Origin of the sequence: Bacillus sp. NPDC094106, from assembly GCF_044764345.1 — a bacterium.
GTDB lineage: Bacteria > Bacillota > Bacilli > Bacillales > Bacillaceae_G > Bacillus_A.
Genome location: NZ_JBIWHY010000001.1, coordinates 304,350 through 321,069, shown reverse-complemented (window position 1 = coordinate 321,069; position 16,720 = coordinate 304,350). Strand labels below are relative to the sequence as shown.

Genomic DNA, 16,720 nt, shown 5'->3' with positions numbered 1-16,720 from the left:
ACAATGAACCGCTATCGTTCAATCTTTATTTCGTAATATAAACTAATAGCTTTTCAACTGTAACAATTGCTTTACCGTTTACAGAAGCAATTCCTTTGCCGAGAATAAATCCTCGTTTATTCCGTAGAACTTCATAATGTAAATCCAGCTTATCACCCGGTGCAGCAGTTCCATTAAATTCTACACCGTCTAATGAAGAGAGAAATCCTAATCCATTAGACTCGTTTGTCCCGACGAATGCTCCAAGCTGTGCAAGTGCTTCTACAATTAGTATGTGAGGCATACTGCTTTGATTCTCAGTTATAAACCATTCATTACTTGTTATTAATTTGTATCCTTTCACAGATTTTCCATCCTCAATTTCTGTAATGTTATCAATCATTAAAAAAGGATAGCGATGTGGCAGTGTATCGTTAATATTCATATAAACCTCCAGTTGTAATCTCTAAATGAAAAAATAATAACCCCCTGCTACAAGTAAGCAGGGGATTGATAATTAATTTTTGACTAAATCATTAGCGTTTTCAAGAGAGAAAATGCCGCTATGTTTAATGTTTTCAACAGCTTGTTGTAACATCTTCTTATCTTGGACAAGTGCGATACGGACAAATCCTTCGCCATGTGGTCCGAATGCATGACCAGGAGTTACAACAACATTTGCACGATCCATTAGTGCATAGGCAAATTCTAATGAAGTCCACTCTTTTGGTATTTCAGCCCAGATGAACATACTACCAGCAGGTTTTTCAACATGCCAACCGAAAGAGGCAAAGCCGTCAACTAAAGTATCCCTGCGTTCTTGATAGATGCTGCGGTTTTTCTCGCAATATTCAGCACCTTGGCGCAAGGCAACTGATGCTGCTTTTTGAATTGGCAAGAACACACCGTAATCTGTGTTCGATTTAAATTGTGCAAGTGCACCTACAATTTCTTCGTTTCCAATCAGATAACCAATGCGGCTGCCAGCTAAGCTATAACTCTTGGATAGGGAGTTAATCTCCACGCCAACTTCTTTCGCACCAGGTACAGATAAAAAGCTAATTGGTTTTTTGCCATCATAATAAAATTCAGCATATGCGAAATCATGTACAACAATGATATGATGTTGTTTTGCAAAAGCGATAACTTCTTTGAAGAAATCTTCATGTGCCATTGCTGGAACTGGATTTCCAGGGAAGTTTAATATCATCATTTTTGCTTGTTTCGCAACCTCTTCAGGAATGTCTTGTAAATTAGGTAGAAAGTTATTTTCTTTCTTTAAAGGCATGAGGTAAGATTTTGCACCGGCCATTTGAATACCTGTTTCGTAGGCTGTATATCCAGGGTCAGGAACTAAAATAAGATCTCCTGGATTTGCAAAAACCATAGGTAAATGAACAAGTCCGTCTTGCGAACCCATTAATAGTAATATTTCACGGTTTGGATCTAGTATCACATTGTGACTATTATAATAATATTCAGTTACTGCTTCGTGAAAATCTTGAATACCTGTTAGTGTATAACCGTAATTTTCTTTTCCACTTGCTGTATGTACCATAGTTTCTCTTACAAAATCAGCAGGAGGCATATCTGGATTACCGATACTTAAATCAATCATTTGGTGACCTGCTGCAATTTTTTCTTTTTTATAGGCTGCTAATTCACTAAATATAGAAGATTGAAATGCTTTCATTCTAGTTGCTAACGTGTAAGTCATTAAAACCCCTCCTAAAAGCTGTGTTTTCATCTTTATAGTTTTTATTCTTTTATTATTCTGAAAACACATAAATACATTTTATCACTTTTTTAGGAAAATTGAAATGATTGACATATATTAAACGTTTTAGGGGCAAAGTCTATATTTCGTGTTTAATAATAAAAATTCAATCTTTTGGATTTAGGTAAAACCTTATGTTTATAAGGCTGAAAAATAATGTTTACAGATTAGAAAATAAATTGAAATAAATTTACAATGTGCATGGGAGGTGTTGGCTTATGATACAACAGTTTTTTAAAAAAATATTTGAGCAGTTTTTACAAGAGAAGGAAGAGGAAATAATAGAAAAACTTTGTTTTTGGGTCGTGTATTATTACATAGCAGTTCCTAAATTTATCGTGAATTCTAGTGGTTTTTTGGTACATATCAATCAGGCACACAAGGATTATACGTATAATACAATTGAAGATTTTTTACGGGAGTATAGTGGAGAGAGAAGGGGAGGATTCTATTTAGAAGTGAGAGTTCACTATATTAAATTTGAAGAAATGATTAGGGAGAAGTGCTGTGAAATGATTTATGCGCATTACTTCCCGCGATTTGTTTCTTGCCGGTCATTACTATGTAAAGAGTTATTAAGAGAAATGGGAATAAGTAAAATAGAAATGGAATTAGGAAGTTATGAAACATTAATTTTTAATCATTGTGCAGAAACAAAGAATTGGATCCATGTTTATAAAGAAAACGTGTTAAAGAAATTATTTGTATTGTCACTTCCGTTAATTGTACAAGCTTATTGTGAAAATGTATGTGAATATATGAAGCAGGAAGAAGATCAGAAGTATATTCAGTTTTTAGGATATTGAATAAAGAACTCATAACATAAAAAAGAAACTTATTGAAACTTTTATCATTGTTTCCATTATAACGAGGAATGAGTATAAAAATACACAAAAACCCCGAATCATGGACTTTTTTAAGTGTCCACAATTCGGTGTACAGTTCAATTTGCGACTGAACTTTTTTATAAAAATCTTTATTTGTCTTCAAGAGGTTTCAGAACGCTAGATGAAGGCTGATTAGTTGGAGCTAATACAGATTCTTCACTTGCCGGTTGAAGCGATTGTAGTTTTAGAATCACACCTGCCTCTGTAGCAATTTCGTCCTCTTTTGTTCGACGGCTTGATTTAGATACATTTTCATTCGCTTTCTCCATTTTACATTCCTCCTTATTACATGTAGGTATACAAGCAAAATAATTATTAAAATTTACGGAAGCGTTTTTAGTATTGCACTGATTATGCATAAAATGTATTGAAAAATCTTTTAGTAATAAATGCTGTTGTAACAATAGTATGGGGGAGCTTTGAAATATTATGCGGGATAGAAAATGAAATGAAAATTAAACAAAATAAAAACGCGCTATTTTAGTAACAAACAAATTAAATAGGACCTGCTATTTGGGGACAGGTCCTTTTAAAAAGACGACAGAGAACTATACAAGAAGTTACGTATTTTGGAAGGTTAAGTAGAACAAAAATTTTATTTTATTCTACTTTTTAGTTCACGAAAAAAGGTCCTGCTGTCTCCAGCAGAACTTTTCCTAAAATGGCAAAGAATAAGTCTTACTTTATTCTTCTATAATAGAATACACAAGAGTTATGAGGGATGTCTAGGTCAAATATTTACAATATCATTATTCGAATATAGTATTTTCTGGAGGGGAACTACTTGCCCCAAAGGAGTTGGAGAAGGTTGAGAGTATTCTTGACCTTGAAAGAGATTCTTTACTATTTGTTTTCTCTTTTTCCCCAATCCCCTCTAGAGCTGTCACCTTTCAGTGATGGGTTTTATTTTGAAGGATTTTCCTTTTTTCTGTCGAATCGATAATGTGAAGGGTGGGGATTGTATGGGAGAATCAAAAGCATTTACTGCGGAAGATAAAGAGGTAATTTTTAATAACAATTTTGAAGATGCAATGTCAAAATTGGAAACATTAAGGGAGATAGCTGTAGAGAATGTTAAGTATCAAGAATCCGCTGAAGAACTTTATAAAGAAATTCATCGTCATCTACGATCACTTAAAATGTATAAATAACACATCAAAAGTGTACTGCACCCCAAAAAGTTAGACAGGTTATTTCATTAGGCAAAACTAAAGGGCATGGGCCCGGTATTGTACCGGACTTATGCCCTTTAGTTTTGCCTTAATTCTTTTATGATTATGGTATTCTATATATTTTGCTAGTTCTTGTTTAAAATGTTTTATGCTTTCAAGTTCTTTTCGATACAGAAATTCTGATTTCATGATGCCAAAGAAATTTTCAATTACTGCGTTACGTAACAGTTGCCTTTACGGGACATACTTTGTGTAATGCCACGTTTATTGGGGGAATGACGGTATTGTGTCATTTGATAGTGCCAACCTTGATCAGAATGAATCAGGAGTGTATCTTCGTCAGTTAAACGTTCAAAGGCTTGGGTGAATAAGTTGGTCTTGAGCCAAGTGTATACGTGATAATTTCACCATTAAATAAATCCAAAATTCAATGATAGGTTTCAAATTATAAAGTAACGAATTCGCTGCTTTTTTATTTTGTACGAGAAAAGGAACCCCTAAAGGATTCCTTTTCTCGTACCTTGATATTAAGAATTATAATAACTTAGTTACATCACTTCATTTAATCTAGTTTCATTTACAGGTTCAAATGTATTAGAAGTGTTGCTTGTAGCATTAGCAGTATTAGCTTCTTTGTCTTTTTCTGCACGGAATTTCTTTAGAATCTCTAAAATAATCCATAATGGTACACCTTTGTCTTTTAACATCTTCCATAAATCTACTTCAGTAAACTTATGGCTAGGTTGTTTTGTTTCTTTTTCAGATGATTGAATATCAAATTTAATAGAATCATCTGGTTTGTTGTCTTTAACTTTAGTGGTAGAGAAATTATTTTTATCATTTCCAACAACGTTTGAAGGATTTAATTTTTCAGGTTGATACATTGTATTTACAGACAATCCAATTCTCATTTTTACACCTCCTTTTTAATGATTATTATATATATAAATAAAATGATTTTTTAGTCCTTTGAATAAATTGTAAATAAAAATTAAAAATACCATTTGTATTAGCAATTACAGTAGCTTAACAGCTGCTTTTTATTTTGTATAGAAAAAGGAACCTGTTAAGGATTCCTTTTACACCATGCTGTTCTATAATCTTTGTTTTTAAGTTTCTTTCTAATATCCATAAATGCCAGGATCATTATTATTGTGCATATTAACTTGGGCCAGTGAAACTCTTGGTGGAGCATTAGCCCAGAGAGGAATTCATAAGTGTATAAAAAACAATGATTGGGAACAAGCAAAGCATGAATTTTAAATCTTTTAAATGAAATTTATAATTGCTAATGCTCCTATTGTGTTGAAGTTCTATAGTTTTTCTTGATGATATCTCGCATGTCTCTGATAAAGAATAGCAGGAATAACACACCTATAATACCGCTAATCCAAAAATATGCATTTCCTGTTGTGAATTTGTCATAGAAGGTATAAGCATTCCAAATTATCAGGATTACTGAACATACAGTAGAGGTCACTAATGAACCTAAGCTTCTCATAATCGTCACCTCAATTCGAAATATTAGGATTTTTAATATAATTATACATTTAAGAAACGTAATTTTCAAATGTTGATAAAAGAGAAGGGATTATTGTAATTAAAAATTATAACGGAATTACCGTGAGGTGGTTAATATGGCTAGACAAAGAAGCTCAAATCGTGACAAAGCATTTGAAATTTACAAAGTAAGCAAAGGTGAGAAGCCACTTGTTGAGATTGCGGAAGGGTTAAATCTTAAACCTTCGCAAATTAGAAAGTGAAAATCACAAGATAAATGGGATGAACAAATGAATGGTATCGTTACTAATGTTAAAAATCCTAAAACGAAAGCAAAACTGAAAGAGACGTTAGATGATGAAGAGCTGACCGAAAAGGAAATTATATTCAATATTGCTGACATAATGTAAAATTAAGTAATAAAAGAGTCGGAATGTGGAGGTAAAGTTGATGGAATTATATATTTTTAATAAAGAAGATAGTAATGAAATTGGAAATTATAATTCAATTTCTGCTTTTTATTCAAAAATATTAAAAACAGAAGAAGCAACTAATATAGGCTTTATTCATATTGATCCTGATGGCATTGTTGGTTATCATGAAGCACCTGTTCCACAATTATTCATAGTAGTACAAGGGGAAGGATGGGTAGCAGGAGAAGACGAAAAGAGAATTAATCTCAAAAGTGGAGAAGGAGTACTGTGGAATAAGGGTGAAGGACATTCATCAGGAAGCAAGATGGGAATGACAGCCTTAGTTATTCAATCAAAAAACTTACCAATCCCATCCAAATAATAGGGTGACCGTTCATTAAATTTTTCGTTTTAAGATTGTGGAAAAATGTACGTCAACTACCCCCACTTAAACGCTAACATGTTTTGAAGTGGGGGCTTGTAAAAAGTCCGGGTTGTCTAGCCTCAGTTTTTTGTGGACTCCGTTCGTAGGTTGCATACCCAAGAATGAGTCCCTAGTTCTTGGCTCTATGGTGGCTCTGTAACAGTTCTGATTGGGAAGGAACGGTCAACCACAAGCCTTCTTGCATGAGAAGTTGCCAACATCTACAAACATTGGCGAAGGGAAACAAACTCTTAGGAGGGACAAAACATGCGTGTATTTGTCAAGAATGTAAGAGGAGAACCGCTCATGCCTTGCAGGAATCGCAAGGCACGGCTTCTTCTCAAACAAGGAAAAGCAAAAATTGTGAAGTACACACCAATTACGATTCAACTTCTATATGCCACTGGTGAAACGGTGCAACCCGCTACAATTGGCATTGATAGCGGAGCAAAGCATATCGGTATTGCGATTACCACTGCAGATAAAGTGCTAGCAAAAGGAACCACCCAGCTGCGTCCTTTTTATGTTTTTTATGAGAGATGATATGAGTGAATCTAAAAAACTATGTATAATGCTTTATAGGAGGAGCATCATGAATTTATATTTTATTAATTATTTAGCGTAAGAAACTTCTGTTTGTTTAGAATCAAATTATGAAGATTTTCTTTTAATGTAAGAGTAGAATAGGGATTTATAACTAAATACATTGTTTCATTTTTATATAGGGGTGTTTATTGTGAGGAGAAAAAATAACAAAATGATGACTAAAGATTGGTTAATAGTTATCGTACCGTTTATTGGTTTATTAGTTATAGTTCAATATCCAATTATTTTTTGGCTATTAATAATAGGAGTAGGGCTTTATTTTTACTTTAAGTTTAAAGCCAAAAAAGACCTTGAAAAGAAAATTCTTGAATCTGGAATTAAAGAGATTGATGTTATGCAAGGAGAAGAATTCGAACAATATTTAGCTGTTTTATTCCGAGACATGGGTTATAAGGTAGAAACAACCCCTAGGTCTGGAGACTATGGCGCAGATCTTATACTTGAGAAAGCTAGGGAAGTAATTGCTGTACAGGTCAAAAGATATAACAGAACAGTTGGTTTGGATGCAGTTCAGCAAGTAAGTTCCGCTATTCCTTTTTACAATGCTCATAAAGGTTGGGTTATAACAAATAATAGATTTTCTGAATCGGCGTATACTCTTGCTAGGAAGAACAATATCCAATTAATTAATAGAGAACAGTTAATAGAATTAATTTCGCATAGAAATAGAATTAAAAAGATCCAATGATAAGTTGTTTACATGTTGTATCCATTTTATTCCTAAATAGGAGATGTTAGATGGGCTCCCCTATTATAAATTAACTATCTGGGAAGAAGATTGACTTAAAGGTTTTCAAAGTAACTTAACATTTAATGATTGATTATTTTAGAAACAAAGAGTAGAGGTGAGTTTTTATGGTAAATCAAGTTTGTATTACATAAATTTTAAAGACTGTTAAGTATGTAAGTTACAAAATATAAATTAAACATAAAGGGAATATAAAATCATGAAAAATACTAAACTAGCTATGGCAGGAATCATCGCATTAACTTCATTAGCACTACCTACTAGTTCATTTGCTGAACTCGAAAACCAAACTCAAGAAAAAATTGCACAAAACGAAACTAAATATACTCCTAATTTTAACGATGTTCCAGAATGGGCAAAGGAGTCTGTTAACTATCTAGTAAATAAAAATGTACTTACGGGAATGCCGGATGGAACATTTTCACCAAATTTAGAAATAGATAGAGGTTCAGCTGTAACTATGATGGCTAAAATACTAAATCTAAATATTGAGCCATCAGCAAAACCTTCTTTTACAGACTCTCAAAATCATTGGGCGACTCCATACATTGCAGCCGCAGAAAAAGCCGGAGTTATTAAGGGAGACGGGAGCGGAAAGTTTAACCCTTCTGGAAAACTAACTAGAGCATCTATGGCATCAATGCTTGTACATGCGTATAAGTTAGAAGATAAAATACATGGGAATGTACCTACTGTATTTAGTGATTTAAAAGGACACTGGGGAGAAAAACAAGTAAATATCTTGGTAGGCTTAGGTATATCAAAAGGTTATGGTGATAATAGCTGGAAACCTGACCAAACTGTAACTCGTGTAGAATCGGCAAGCTTAATTGCTCGAACAGATATGTCTAAAGACAAAGAAGTACAGTTAAAACAAATAGAAATGCCTGAAAATTTCTTTACATATAATGAACCATCATTATCATCGGGTATTGCGTATGAGTACGAACCGCAACCAGTGACAGTATTTGAAGAAAGAGAAGACGGCTGGATTAAAATCCAAACAGGATTAGGCTTTAAATGGGTTTGCTTAAATGAAAAGAAAATTGATATAGATAAAAAGTTTTTCACATATAATGCACCATCGTTATCATCAGGAATTGCGTATGAGTATGAACCACAACCTGTAACTGTGTATGAAGAAAGAGAAGGTGGTTGGATTCGAATTAGTACAGGTTTGGGACTTAAATGGGTTTGTTTAAATGAAAAGAAAATAGACATAGATAGAAGTTTTATCACATATAACGAACCATCATTATCATCGGGTATTGCGTATGAGTACGAACCGCAACCAGTGACAGTAATTGAAGAAAGAGAAGGTGGTTGGATTAGAATCCCTACAGGATTAGGATATAAATGGGTATTGTTAAACGAGAAAAGAGTAGACATAGATAGAGATTTTACAACGTATGATGATGCATCATTTTCAGCTAATGTATTAGGAGGATATTCTCCTCAAACTGTAACGGTTATAGAGGAAAGAGGGACTTGGCTACGTATTCGTACACAAGGAGGATTTCAATGGATGAATACACAAGAGCCTAGAACTATAGTTGATACTTTTAAAACTATTCAAAATAACCAACAAGTGATTCTTGTGACAACAAATGGATACGGTACTAATAATGCTCAAATTAGAACATTCGACAAAAATAATAGTAAATGGAAAGAGATTAAAAACATCAATGGTAAAATTGGTAGAGACGGTTTTGCTAATCAAATGAGCGAAACGGTAACACAATCACCACGTGGAAAATATGGTATTGGTATGGCATTTGGTCGTCAAGGAAACCCTGGAACGAAATTACCTTGGCATGATATTCAGTCTAATGACGTTTGGGTAGACGATTCAAACTCTGAACTCTATAATACATTACAGAAAAAACCAGCTTATGGTCGTTGGAATTCTGCTGAAAATATGAACGTATCTGCATATGATTATGGATTTGTAATTAACTATAATACTGATGAACGCACACCGGGGGCGGGAAGTGCAATCTTCTTCCATGTATCGAATACTTGGACTGCCGGATGCACTGGCGCATCTAAACAAGATGTTATCGACATTTTACGTTGGATTGACCCAGACAAAAACCCTGTTATTATCCAAGCACCTGAAAGCGAATTAAGTAATTATTGATTTAATATTTGTAACTACTGGGGCATAAAGGTTACACACTTCACCAAGTGAAGCATCTAGGTCTACCTCATCTCAAACTTAAAAAGGTGAGGTAGTACTTCGTAGCGATTATCTCTATTTGTCTTGTGCTTTTAACTATGGGTTGAGTAATTAAAAGTATCAATTCCAATCAAACATACACTCTATACAAATATCGTTAGCAACAACGCCTCCGCTCCACTCTGGTGATTCGAATGTAATTCGCTCTTGAGAAAACGCTGGATTACATGATTTGTAATAGTCATAGTAAAATCCCCTTAAATTTTTCGATTAACATAAAAACAGCGACTCAGTTGAGTCGCTATTTTTATTAGTTACAAAAATTCCATTAGGATATTGTTTTACTTTGCCATGATAATCGACTACGTAAATGTTCCATGTAGTATAGTTAGAAATCCATTCACACCATGCTAGGAAGAAGTTTTTAGCGTTTGCGTTCTTTGATGACGCTAATAATTCAGGTTTTATCAAGACAATATTTTGATATGAAAATCGATACAAGGATGAGACGTTCCCTTCTATATCATTTTAAATCCTAAACTAAGAAAAATAACAAATGAGTATTTATTGTTTTGTCAGTGTTTGATAAAATTTAACAAAGGATATCTACATGAAAAATATAATATGTAAATATATGTAGAAAGAAGATGATTTAGGATGAGTAACGAAGAACTTGTAAAAACACAATTTGGTAGTAATGCTGAAAAATATGTAAAAAGTAACATTCATGCAAAAGGACCAGATTTACAATATTTAGTTCAGCAAGTAGAAGCTCGCAAAAATATTCGTCTTCTTGACATCGCTACAGGTGGTGGGCATGTTGCTAATGTGTTAGCTCCATTTTTTAAAGAGATCGTCGCACTTGATTTAACAGAAAAAATGTTAGAAAATGCGAAAAAGTTTATTAAGACAAATGGACATGAAAATGTATCATTTGTCGTCGGAAATGCAGAGAATTTACCATTTCCTAACGCATCATTTGATACAATTACTTGTCGCATCGCGGCGCATCATTTTTCAAATCCTTCCCAATTTATTTTTGAGGTACACCGCACACTAGAAGAAAAAGGACTCTTTATTTTAATTGATAATGTCTCCCCAGAACATACAGAATATGATACATTTTATAATTTTATTGAGAAGAAACGAGATCCGAGCCATCAACGGGCACTAAAAAAAACAGAATGGATTTCGTTATTAGAAACGCATGGTTTACAAATGCATTCATGTCTTACATTTGAGAAGCAATTTAATTTTGACTGGTGGTGTGACATGATGGACGTACCGCCGCAAAAACGTATAAAGCTAACAGATTGTATGATGAAAACTTCAAATGAAATGAAGGAGTTTTTCAAAATTCATTTTGAAAATAATAAAGTAGAATCGTTTTATACAGAGATGGCACTCTTTGTGTGTCAAAAGAGTGCAACATTAAAAAGATAATTATCTTGCAGTCTTTCCTAAGTACGCTATACTTAATATAGAGAAAACAAGGATTGAGGAGCAGTAATAATAATGATTCGTGTACGTATTGAGGGAACTGAAAAAGAGATTGTTGAATTTTTGGAGAAGATGCCTGAAATTCCTGGCTTTGAAAAAACATATGTTAGGGAGCCGAGAAAAGGAAACAATCCGAAATATAATACAAGTAAGAATGTATTAGCATATCTTTCTTATAAAAAGATGGAAGTCGCCAACAAATAGGCGGCTTTTTTACTTTACACTGTTTCACCGTCTTGTCTTTTCAGCATACTAATAGTAGTAGAATATGCTGAAGAGGGGGAATGAAGATTATAAGAAAATAATCTTTTTTAGAGATTTTGGTATTGAGGATGCTGTTTCCTTAATTTATGCAGACAAACCATGTCGTCTTAGTAGTATTGGAATTGTTGCGAATTACGGTAACGTTTCAAGAGAAATTGCAACTGAAAATGTTACTCATCTTGAACAGATGTAAATGGTCTTGTTTCAAAAGGATATGATGGATTTTGTACACTTTCTAGTATTTGTAGATAACCGTATTCAGCTGCAAGAACGTGTCTTATCATCTCTTTACAATTTAATGCTTCAGCATCTGGTTTTCAATCTAATGTATCCTCAGGAATAGCCATCCAAACTTTGATACTCCCCCTTTTAACTTCGGATAGATTTAATAATAATAAATCTACATTATTTAATGTACATTCCCCCTTTAGAGTAGACGTATTGTTAATTTCACTGAATGTTAAGAAATGAGACAAAGCACTCGTTCTTTTTGGGTATATATTTGGAGTCTCGTTTTCTTATTATACATCCACTATCAAACCAATAAATAGTTAGGCCAGAGGATAAAAGATGTGAAGTATTAAGAGTGGTTTGTTTAAGTGTTGTTAGCATACGCGGGTTAACAGTATAACTTATCAAGAAAAGTAACATAACTAATGGTAAGTAATGATTTAGGGTTATTATTTTTGCTTTATAAAATGAAGGAGGTAATAATATGGCATTTATATGGTCTTTAATTGTTGGCGGTATTCTAGGCTGGTTTGCAAGTTTGCTTACTGGAAAAGATGTACCTGGTGGAGTTATCGGTAACATTATTGCTGGGATTATTGGTTCTTGGCTTGGGACATTATTATTGGGTACGTTTGGACCGGTTATCGGAGGGTATGCAATTATTCCAGCATTAATTGGTGCCATTGTTTTAATTTTTATTGTCAGCTTATTGTTACGTGCAATTCGAAAATGAAATTAGATGGATCGCCGACAATTGTCAGCGATCCATTTTGTATTATTTGTCCTAATCTGTTATGCTACTGTTATACAATCAGGAGGTGTCAGCATTGAAATCATTTACAGTAAACTTTCATCAAGAAGACAATGCAAAAGCAACAACAGTACATAAGTTAAGTGAAGAGGACTTTAATAAAGCAACAGAAAACGGTACTCGTCATCTATTTGATTTAGACACAAATGTTGGTTTCTTTGTATTCTTTGATGCAGAAGACGTAGAAGGAAATGAACAATACTTAATGTTGCAATATGAAGGAGATCATGAAGAACCAAGTGCTTGCTACGGATTTGATTTGAAATTATTCTATCAATTTTTAGCATTGTATTTAAATGATCTTGAATTCCAAGGTGAAACGGATGAAGAAGAGGAAGAGTATGGCCCTATTCATCATTTAGCTCACTTACTTTTCCATATCGTTGAAGATGGGAAAAATATTGAAGTATAGAAATACATATTTGAAGCTGCTCTTTCATAGAGCAGCTTTTTTAATTTTGGGTTTAGATCTATTTTTAAATGATGTTATAAGAAGGAGTCATATCGTTTGAAAGAGAAGGTGTATAGATGGAAATTTTTTCAGAAGGATGTAGGGAGAAGATATACGATGATAATAAATAATACGATTCCAAGTTTTTTAAGTTTGTGTAGGAATGGTGAAGTATCAATTGATGACTTACAAAAGTACTACGATACATATCCAGAAGCTTTCAAAGAATATTTCATGTATCATTGTCCGAAAACAACAGAACGGCTTTCTGAAGCGATTCAAAAATATCCAGATAAATTACAAGACATTTTAGTTATTTCTGAAACGTTACCGGGTATTATCCAAGATGTTATGAATGATTATATCGCTCGTTTTGATTTGGAGTTAGATTTACAATTTCATTTATTTGTCGGTGGTTTTGGCTCGAATGCATTCGTTGAAAGAGAAATCATTGGTCAAATATTTTTCGCAGCAGAAAAGCTATCTCCTAATATAGAGCATCTTCGCGTCATTGCAGCACATGAGATTGGACATATATATCATAATGCTTTATTAGATAGAAGCGGAATGAATTGGAGACGTGCTGATTGGACAGATGCGACGGTCAGTTTATATCGAGAAGGAGTGGCAACATATCTGTCTAAAAAAGTAGTAAACGGGTTACATGACGCGGTGTACTATTCATACAATAATGAAGGCGAAGCATGGCTACAGTGCTACATGAACAAAAATTCTCAAATTAAGAAGGAATTTTTAGAGGATTACAACGCGGGATGGAATTTTGAAAAAGAAAGAGAATGGTTCCGATTATCGGGAGGGCGTTATTTTGGATATAATCGACTTGGCTATTTCTTAGGCACATCATATGTTGAATACTTAGTAGCAGAGTTTGGGGAAGAACAAGCACTTATTTTTTGGTGTTCACATGACTTGAAAAGTAGTGTAATGGATTGGATGCAAGAAGGAAAATGATGAGGATTGGCTAGTATTCTAGTTTGTCCTAGTAAGTTCATTGATCTGGAAAAGAAGTTCTACATGGATTTTGAATGGAAAGGCAGAAGCGTCTATATTACATAGTAATGAAGGAGGATGCAGGAGATGAATCACCAAAAAGAATACTGGAATGAAGTAGCGAATGAAAAACAATTTACTACACCTTTTCAGTTTGATTGGTTTTCAAAGTATGTGAATAAAGAAGCCGCTATATTAGATTATGGATGTGGATATGGAAGAACGTTACTTGAGCTAAAACAAAATCAATTTATGAATTTATACGGTGTAGATTTTTCAGAGGAAATGATTAAGCGAGCGAAGTTACTTAATAAAGACATCCATTTTGAGGTTATTGAGAGTGGAAAGATTCCTTTTCCGGATCATTCTTTCGATGCGGTATTGTTATTTGCGGTATTAACTTGTGTCTATAGCAATCAAGAACAGGAAGCCATTTTACAAGAGGTGAAAAGAGTATTAAAGCCTGGGGGCATTGTTTATATTAACGATTTCTTACTGAATGATGATGAAAGAAATATAAATCGGTATAACCAATACTATGAAAAGTATCATACATACGGTGTATTTGAATTGGCTGATGGAGCTGTGTTACGTCATCATAATGAGGAACGAGTAAAAGAATGGACAAGCGATTTTCAGCAGTTAGAATATGAAAAAGTAGAATATGTGACGATGAATGGAAATCGCTCTAATGGATTAGTATATATGGGAAGTTTGAATTAATAGATTTTTTGAATCTTGTGTAGTAAAGAGATGAATCTAGTGAATACAATAAAAGTTTATCATTATGGTGCTCTTAGCGATAAACCAAATTGGTGGATACATCGAGAAAATTTGGTTTTAAAGGAACTGAAAAAAATCATAAGTTGAATAAATTATGTAAAAGAAAGTGAGAGTGAAAATTTGAATATTAGAGTTGCAAATGAATTAGATTACCCTGTTTTAAGGATGATATATTTAGAATCACGACGTAAAAGTTTCCATTGGGCGGATATGGAAGAAATGACTCTAGAAGATTTTGATAAACATACTGTAGGAGAATATATTATTTTAGCAGAAGAAAATAATCGTATCCTTGGATTTGCTTCTTTATATTTACCAGAAAACTTTATACATAATTTATTTGTCCATCCCGATTTTTCCGGTAAGGGTGTTGGTGGAGAGTTGCTTCATGCCTCCATAGAAAAAATGAATAAACCTTTAAGATTGAAGTGCGTATCTGAGAACGAAAAAGCAATGAAATTTTATGAAAACAATGGGTGGAAGAAAGTTGTTGAAGAAGGAGAAATTGGAGAAAGATATTGGGTTATGGTATATGAATGAAATATATAATGAAGAACTATTTTGAGAAATAAATTTCTATTCATATAATGTAAAAGCTAATAGGATTCTGTCGTATATATATCAACTCAAGTAATTAAATTTAAGGCTGAATAATTCATAATACAAAAAAGGATAGACGAAGTAGAATCTTCTATTTCGTCTATCCTTTTTTTCTCCTTCTTCGATAAATAACTTGCATTTTCAATCAATTCGATATTATAAGGACAACTCTTTTTTCTTGTTTCGTTCTAAAGAATGAATAAAGAATGTTTGAACGATTCCTCCTATTATTAATAAACAAGCGCAAATGTAGAATAGAGTACTACCATTCAAATGGCTCAATATAATGGCCCCTATAGCAGGTCCGCAAGTGCGAGAAATATCCCAGTGTATGCCGTAAATAGAAAAGTACAATCCACGTCTGTGGTTGGGCGCTATTTCTGAAACGAATCGCAGTAAGTGGTTTAAAGCAATACTTTCCCCGATTGTCCAGAAAAGTAATGTGAAGAATAATGACCATAATGTTGTAGAATAACCATAACCAATGGCTGCAAAGGTATAGCAAACATATGAAATGACAATGATTTTAGGCATCGAAAATTGTTCAGACCATTTAACAAGACCGACCTGTAGTATGATTTCCATTATAGCTTTACAAGTCGAGATAAATGCGAGTACGAATAGGAAATTCGGGAAGATACTCTCTGCAAATACACGATAGTTGGTTTCGGTTTGAGCATAGAAAAAGCTAATTGGAAGAGTGGATAGCATCAGGCCAAATACAGCATAATGCTTAAAAATAAACTGCTTCCGTGTAGTTGTTTTTAATGACCTTTCATTTTGAATCATCGGAGCTGTTTCTGGTAGCTGTGTCCATACGAGAATGGCATACAAGATGAGGGCTACACCCTGAATTATAAATAAGTATTCAGGGTGACTAGTATAAAAAAAGGCACCGATTAATGGACCAATTACAGAACCAATAGCTCCTACTGTTTGAAGAACAGCGAATATTTCGGCTTGTTTTTCTTGTTTTGTTAAATCAGCAATTTGGGCACGCTGAGCAGGAATATATAAAGAACGACCAATACCGTTCAGAACATATAGCAAAGCAAAGAATATGACTGATTCAGCAAAAACAAATCCGCTTATTGCAATTACTTGAAAGAACAATCCGAGTAACATAATTTTCTTTCTGCCGTAGCGATCTGTTACCCCTCCAGCAAATAACGTAAATACAATATCAGAAAGTGGCTGTAATCCAAAAAGAAGCATGGTAAGAAACACATTACCTTTTAGAACGTGATTAACATGTACAATAAAAATAATTGCTAACATGGCTTCAGTTGTCCGAATTAATAATTCTCCTAATAATCGAATCCAGATTGGTTTACTATAACGTTTTATAAGATGATTCATTCTTCATTTCCTCCTTTCTATATGG

Annotated in this window: 19 protein-coding genes and 4 pseudogenes; 15 read left to right on the top strand and 8 right to left on the bottom strand. The window is 33.6% G+C overall.

Features of this window, described 5'->3' with window-relative positions:
- Positions 1-25: 25 nt before the first annotated feature.
- On the bottom strand, positions 26-424 hold the full coding sequence (locus ACIQ7L_RS01830) for a 3-hydroxyacyl-ACP dehydratase FabZ family protein (RefSeq protein ID WP_400565944.1): 399 nt from the start codon (positions 422-424) through the stop codon (positions 26-28).
- Between the two features lie 72 nt (positions 425-496).
- The gene (locus tag ACIQ7L_RS01825; RefSeq protein WP_400565942.1) at positions 497-1,696 is read right to left on the bottom strand and encodes an LL-diaminopimelate aminotransferase; all 1,200 of its coding nucleotides are present in this window, start codon (positions 1,694-1,696) and stop codon (positions 497-499) included.
- A 278-nt stretch (positions 1,697-1,974) separates the two neighbouring features.
- Here ACIQ7L_RS01825 and ACIQ7L_RS01820 point away from each other — a divergent pair, with 278 nt between their 5' ends.
- A complete protein-coding gene (locus tag ACIQ7L_RS01820) occupies positions 1,975-2,562 on the top strand; it encodes a hypothetical protein (protein WP_400565940.1) in 588 nt (195 codons plus the stop codon).
- A 170-nt stretch (positions 2,563-2,732) separates the two neighbouring features.
- On the opposite strand, the gene ACIQ7L_RS01815 is transcribed toward ACIQ7L_RS01820, so the two are convergent.
- Positions 2,733-2,912, bottom strand: a complete 180-nt coding sequence (locus ACIQ7L_RS01815) for a flagellin (protein ID WP_400565938.1) — start codon at positions 2,910-2,912, stop codon at positions 2,733-2,735.
- Between the two features lie 693 nt (positions 2,913-3,605).
- Here ACIQ7L_RS01815 and ACIQ7L_RS01810 point away from each other — a divergent pair.
- Positions 3,606-3,794: a hypothetical protein gene (locus ACIQ7L_RS01810; RefSeq protein WP_400565935.1), complete on the top strand. Its 189-nt coding sequence runs from the start codon at positions 3,606-3,608 to the stop codon at positions 3,792-3,794.
- A 57-nt stretch (positions 3,795-3,851) separates the two neighbouring features.
- Here ACIQ7L_RS01810 and ACIQ7L_RS01805 read toward each other — a convergent pair.
- The 4 genes and pseudogenes from ACIQ7L_RS01805 to ACIQ7L_RS01790 all read right to left on the bottom strand — a co-directional run.
- Positions 3,852-4,242, bottom strand: a pseudogene (locus tag ACIQ7L_RS01805) (IS3 family transposase); the annotation flags it as partial.
- Between the two features lie 121 nt (positions 4,243-4,363).
- Positions 4,364-4,726, bottom strand: coding sequence for a DUF3914 domain-containing protein (locus ACIQ7L_RS01800; RefSeq protein WP_400565933.1), 363 nt, complete (start codon positions 4,724-4,726; stop codon positions 4,364-4,366).
- 155 nt (positions 4,727-4,881) lie between these two features.
- Positions 4,882-5,069: pseudogene (locus tag ACIQ7L_RS01795) on the bottom strand (hypothetical protein).
- 43 nt (positions 5,070-5,112) lie between these two features.
- Positions 5,113-5,316 (bottom strand): hypothetical protein, encoded by a 204-nt coding sequence (locus ACIQ7L_RS01790; RefSeq protein WP_400565932.1) that lies wholly within the window; start codon positions 5,314-5,316, stop codon positions 5,113-5,115.
- 136 nt (positions 5,317-5,452) lie between these two features.
- Here ACIQ7L_RS01790 and ACIQ7L_RS01785 point away from each other — a divergent pair.
- The 13 genes and pseudogenes from ACIQ7L_RS01785 to ACIQ7L_RS01725 form a co-directional block, all read left to right on the top strand.
- Positions 5,453-5,704: pseudogene (locus ACIQ7L_RS01785) on the top strand (phage terminase small subunit-related protein); the annotation flags it as partial.
- Positions 5,705-5,765: 61 nt separating this feature from the next.
- Positions 5,766-6,110 (top strand): cupin domain-containing protein, encoded by a 345-nt coding sequence (locus ACIQ7L_RS01780; RefSeq protein WP_400565930.1) that lies wholly within the window; start codon positions 5,766-5,768, stop codon positions 6,108-6,110.
- A 309-nt stretch (positions 6,111-6,419) separates the two neighbouring features.
- Positions 6,420-6,695 (top strand): RRXRR domain-containing protein, encoded by a 276-nt coding sequence (locus ACIQ7L_RS01775; protein ID WP_400565928.1) that lies wholly within the window; start codon positions 6,420-6,422, stop codon positions 6,693-6,695.
- A 214-nt stretch (positions 6,696-6,909) separates the two neighbouring features.
- Positions 6,910-7,446, top strand: a complete 537-nt coding sequence (locus ACIQ7L_RS01770; RefSeq protein ID WP_400565925.1) for a restriction endonuclease — start codon at positions 6,910-6,912, stop codon at positions 7,444-7,446.
- A 259-nt stretch (positions 7,447-7,705) separates the two neighbouring features.
- A complete protein-coding gene (locus ACIQ7L_RS01765) occupies positions 7,706-9,646 on the top strand; it encodes an S-layer homology domain-containing protein (protein ID WP_400565923.1) in 1,941 nt (646 codons plus the stop codon).
- A 696-nt stretch (positions 9,647-10,342) separates the two neighbouring features.
- The gene (locus ACIQ7L_RS01760) at positions 10,343-11,128 is read left to right on the top strand and encodes a class I SAM-dependent methyltransferase (protein WP_400565920.1); all 786 of its coding nucleotides are present in this window, start codon (positions 10,343-10,345) and stop codon (positions 11,126-11,128) included.
- Between the two features lie 72 nt (positions 11,129-11,200).
- On the top strand, positions 11,201-11,389 hold the full coding sequence (locus ACIQ7L_RS01755) for a YvzF family protein (protein ID WP_400565917.1): 189 nt from the start codon (positions 11,201-11,203) through the stop codon (positions 11,387-11,389).
- A gap of 64 nt (positions 11,390-11,453) precedes the next feature.
- Positions 11,454-11,636 (top strand): annotated as a pseudogene (locus ACIQ7L_RS01750) (nucleoside hydrolase); the annotation flags it as partial.
- A gap of 528 nt (positions 11,637-12,164) precedes the next feature.
- Positions 12,165-12,413 (top strand): GlsB/YeaQ/YmgE family stress response membrane protein, encoded by a 249-nt coding sequence (locus ACIQ7L_RS01745; RefSeq protein WP_400565914.1) that lies wholly within the window; start codon positions 12,165-12,167, stop codon positions 12,411-12,413.
- Positions 12,414-12,507: 94 nt separating this feature from the next.
- Positions 12,508-12,903 (top strand): cytosolic protein, encoded by a 396-nt coding sequence (locus ACIQ7L_RS01740; RefSeq protein WP_400565912.1) that lies wholly within the window; start codon positions 12,508-12,510, stop codon positions 12,901-12,903.
- Between the two features lie 159 nt (positions 12,904-13,062).
- The gene (locus tag ACIQ7L_RS01735) at positions 13,063-13,914 is read left to right on the top strand and encodes an aminopeptidase (RefSeq protein ID WP_400566326.1); all 852 of its coding nucleotides are present in this window, start codon (positions 13,063-13,065) and stop codon (positions 13,912-13,914) included.
- Positions 13,915-14,040: 126 nt separating this feature from the next.
- Positions 14,041-14,676 carry a class I SAM-dependent methyltransferase gene (locus tag ACIQ7L_RS01730; protein WP_400565909.1) on the top strand — a complete coding sequence of 212 codons (636 nt, stop codon included), beginning with the start codon at positions 14,041-14,043 and terminating at the stop codon, positions 14,674-14,676.
- 180 nt (positions 14,677-14,856) lie between these two features.
- The gene (locus ACIQ7L_RS01725) at positions 14,857-15,276 is read left to right on the top strand and encodes a GNAT family N-acetyltransferase (protein WP_400565907.1); all 420 of its coding nucleotides are present in this window, start codon (positions 14,857-14,859) and stop codon (positions 15,274-15,276) included.
- A gap of 216 nt (positions 15,277-15,492) precedes the next feature.
- Here ACIQ7L_RS01725 and ACIQ7L_RS01720 read toward each other — a convergent pair whose 3' ends face one another.
- Positions 15,493-16,695: an MDR family MFS transporter gene (locus ACIQ7L_RS01720; protein ID WP_400565906.1), complete on the bottom strand. Its 1,203-nt coding sequence runs from the start codon at positions 16,693-16,695 to the stop codon at positions 15,493-15,495.
- Between the last annotated feature and the right edge of the window lie 25 nt (positions 16,696-16,720).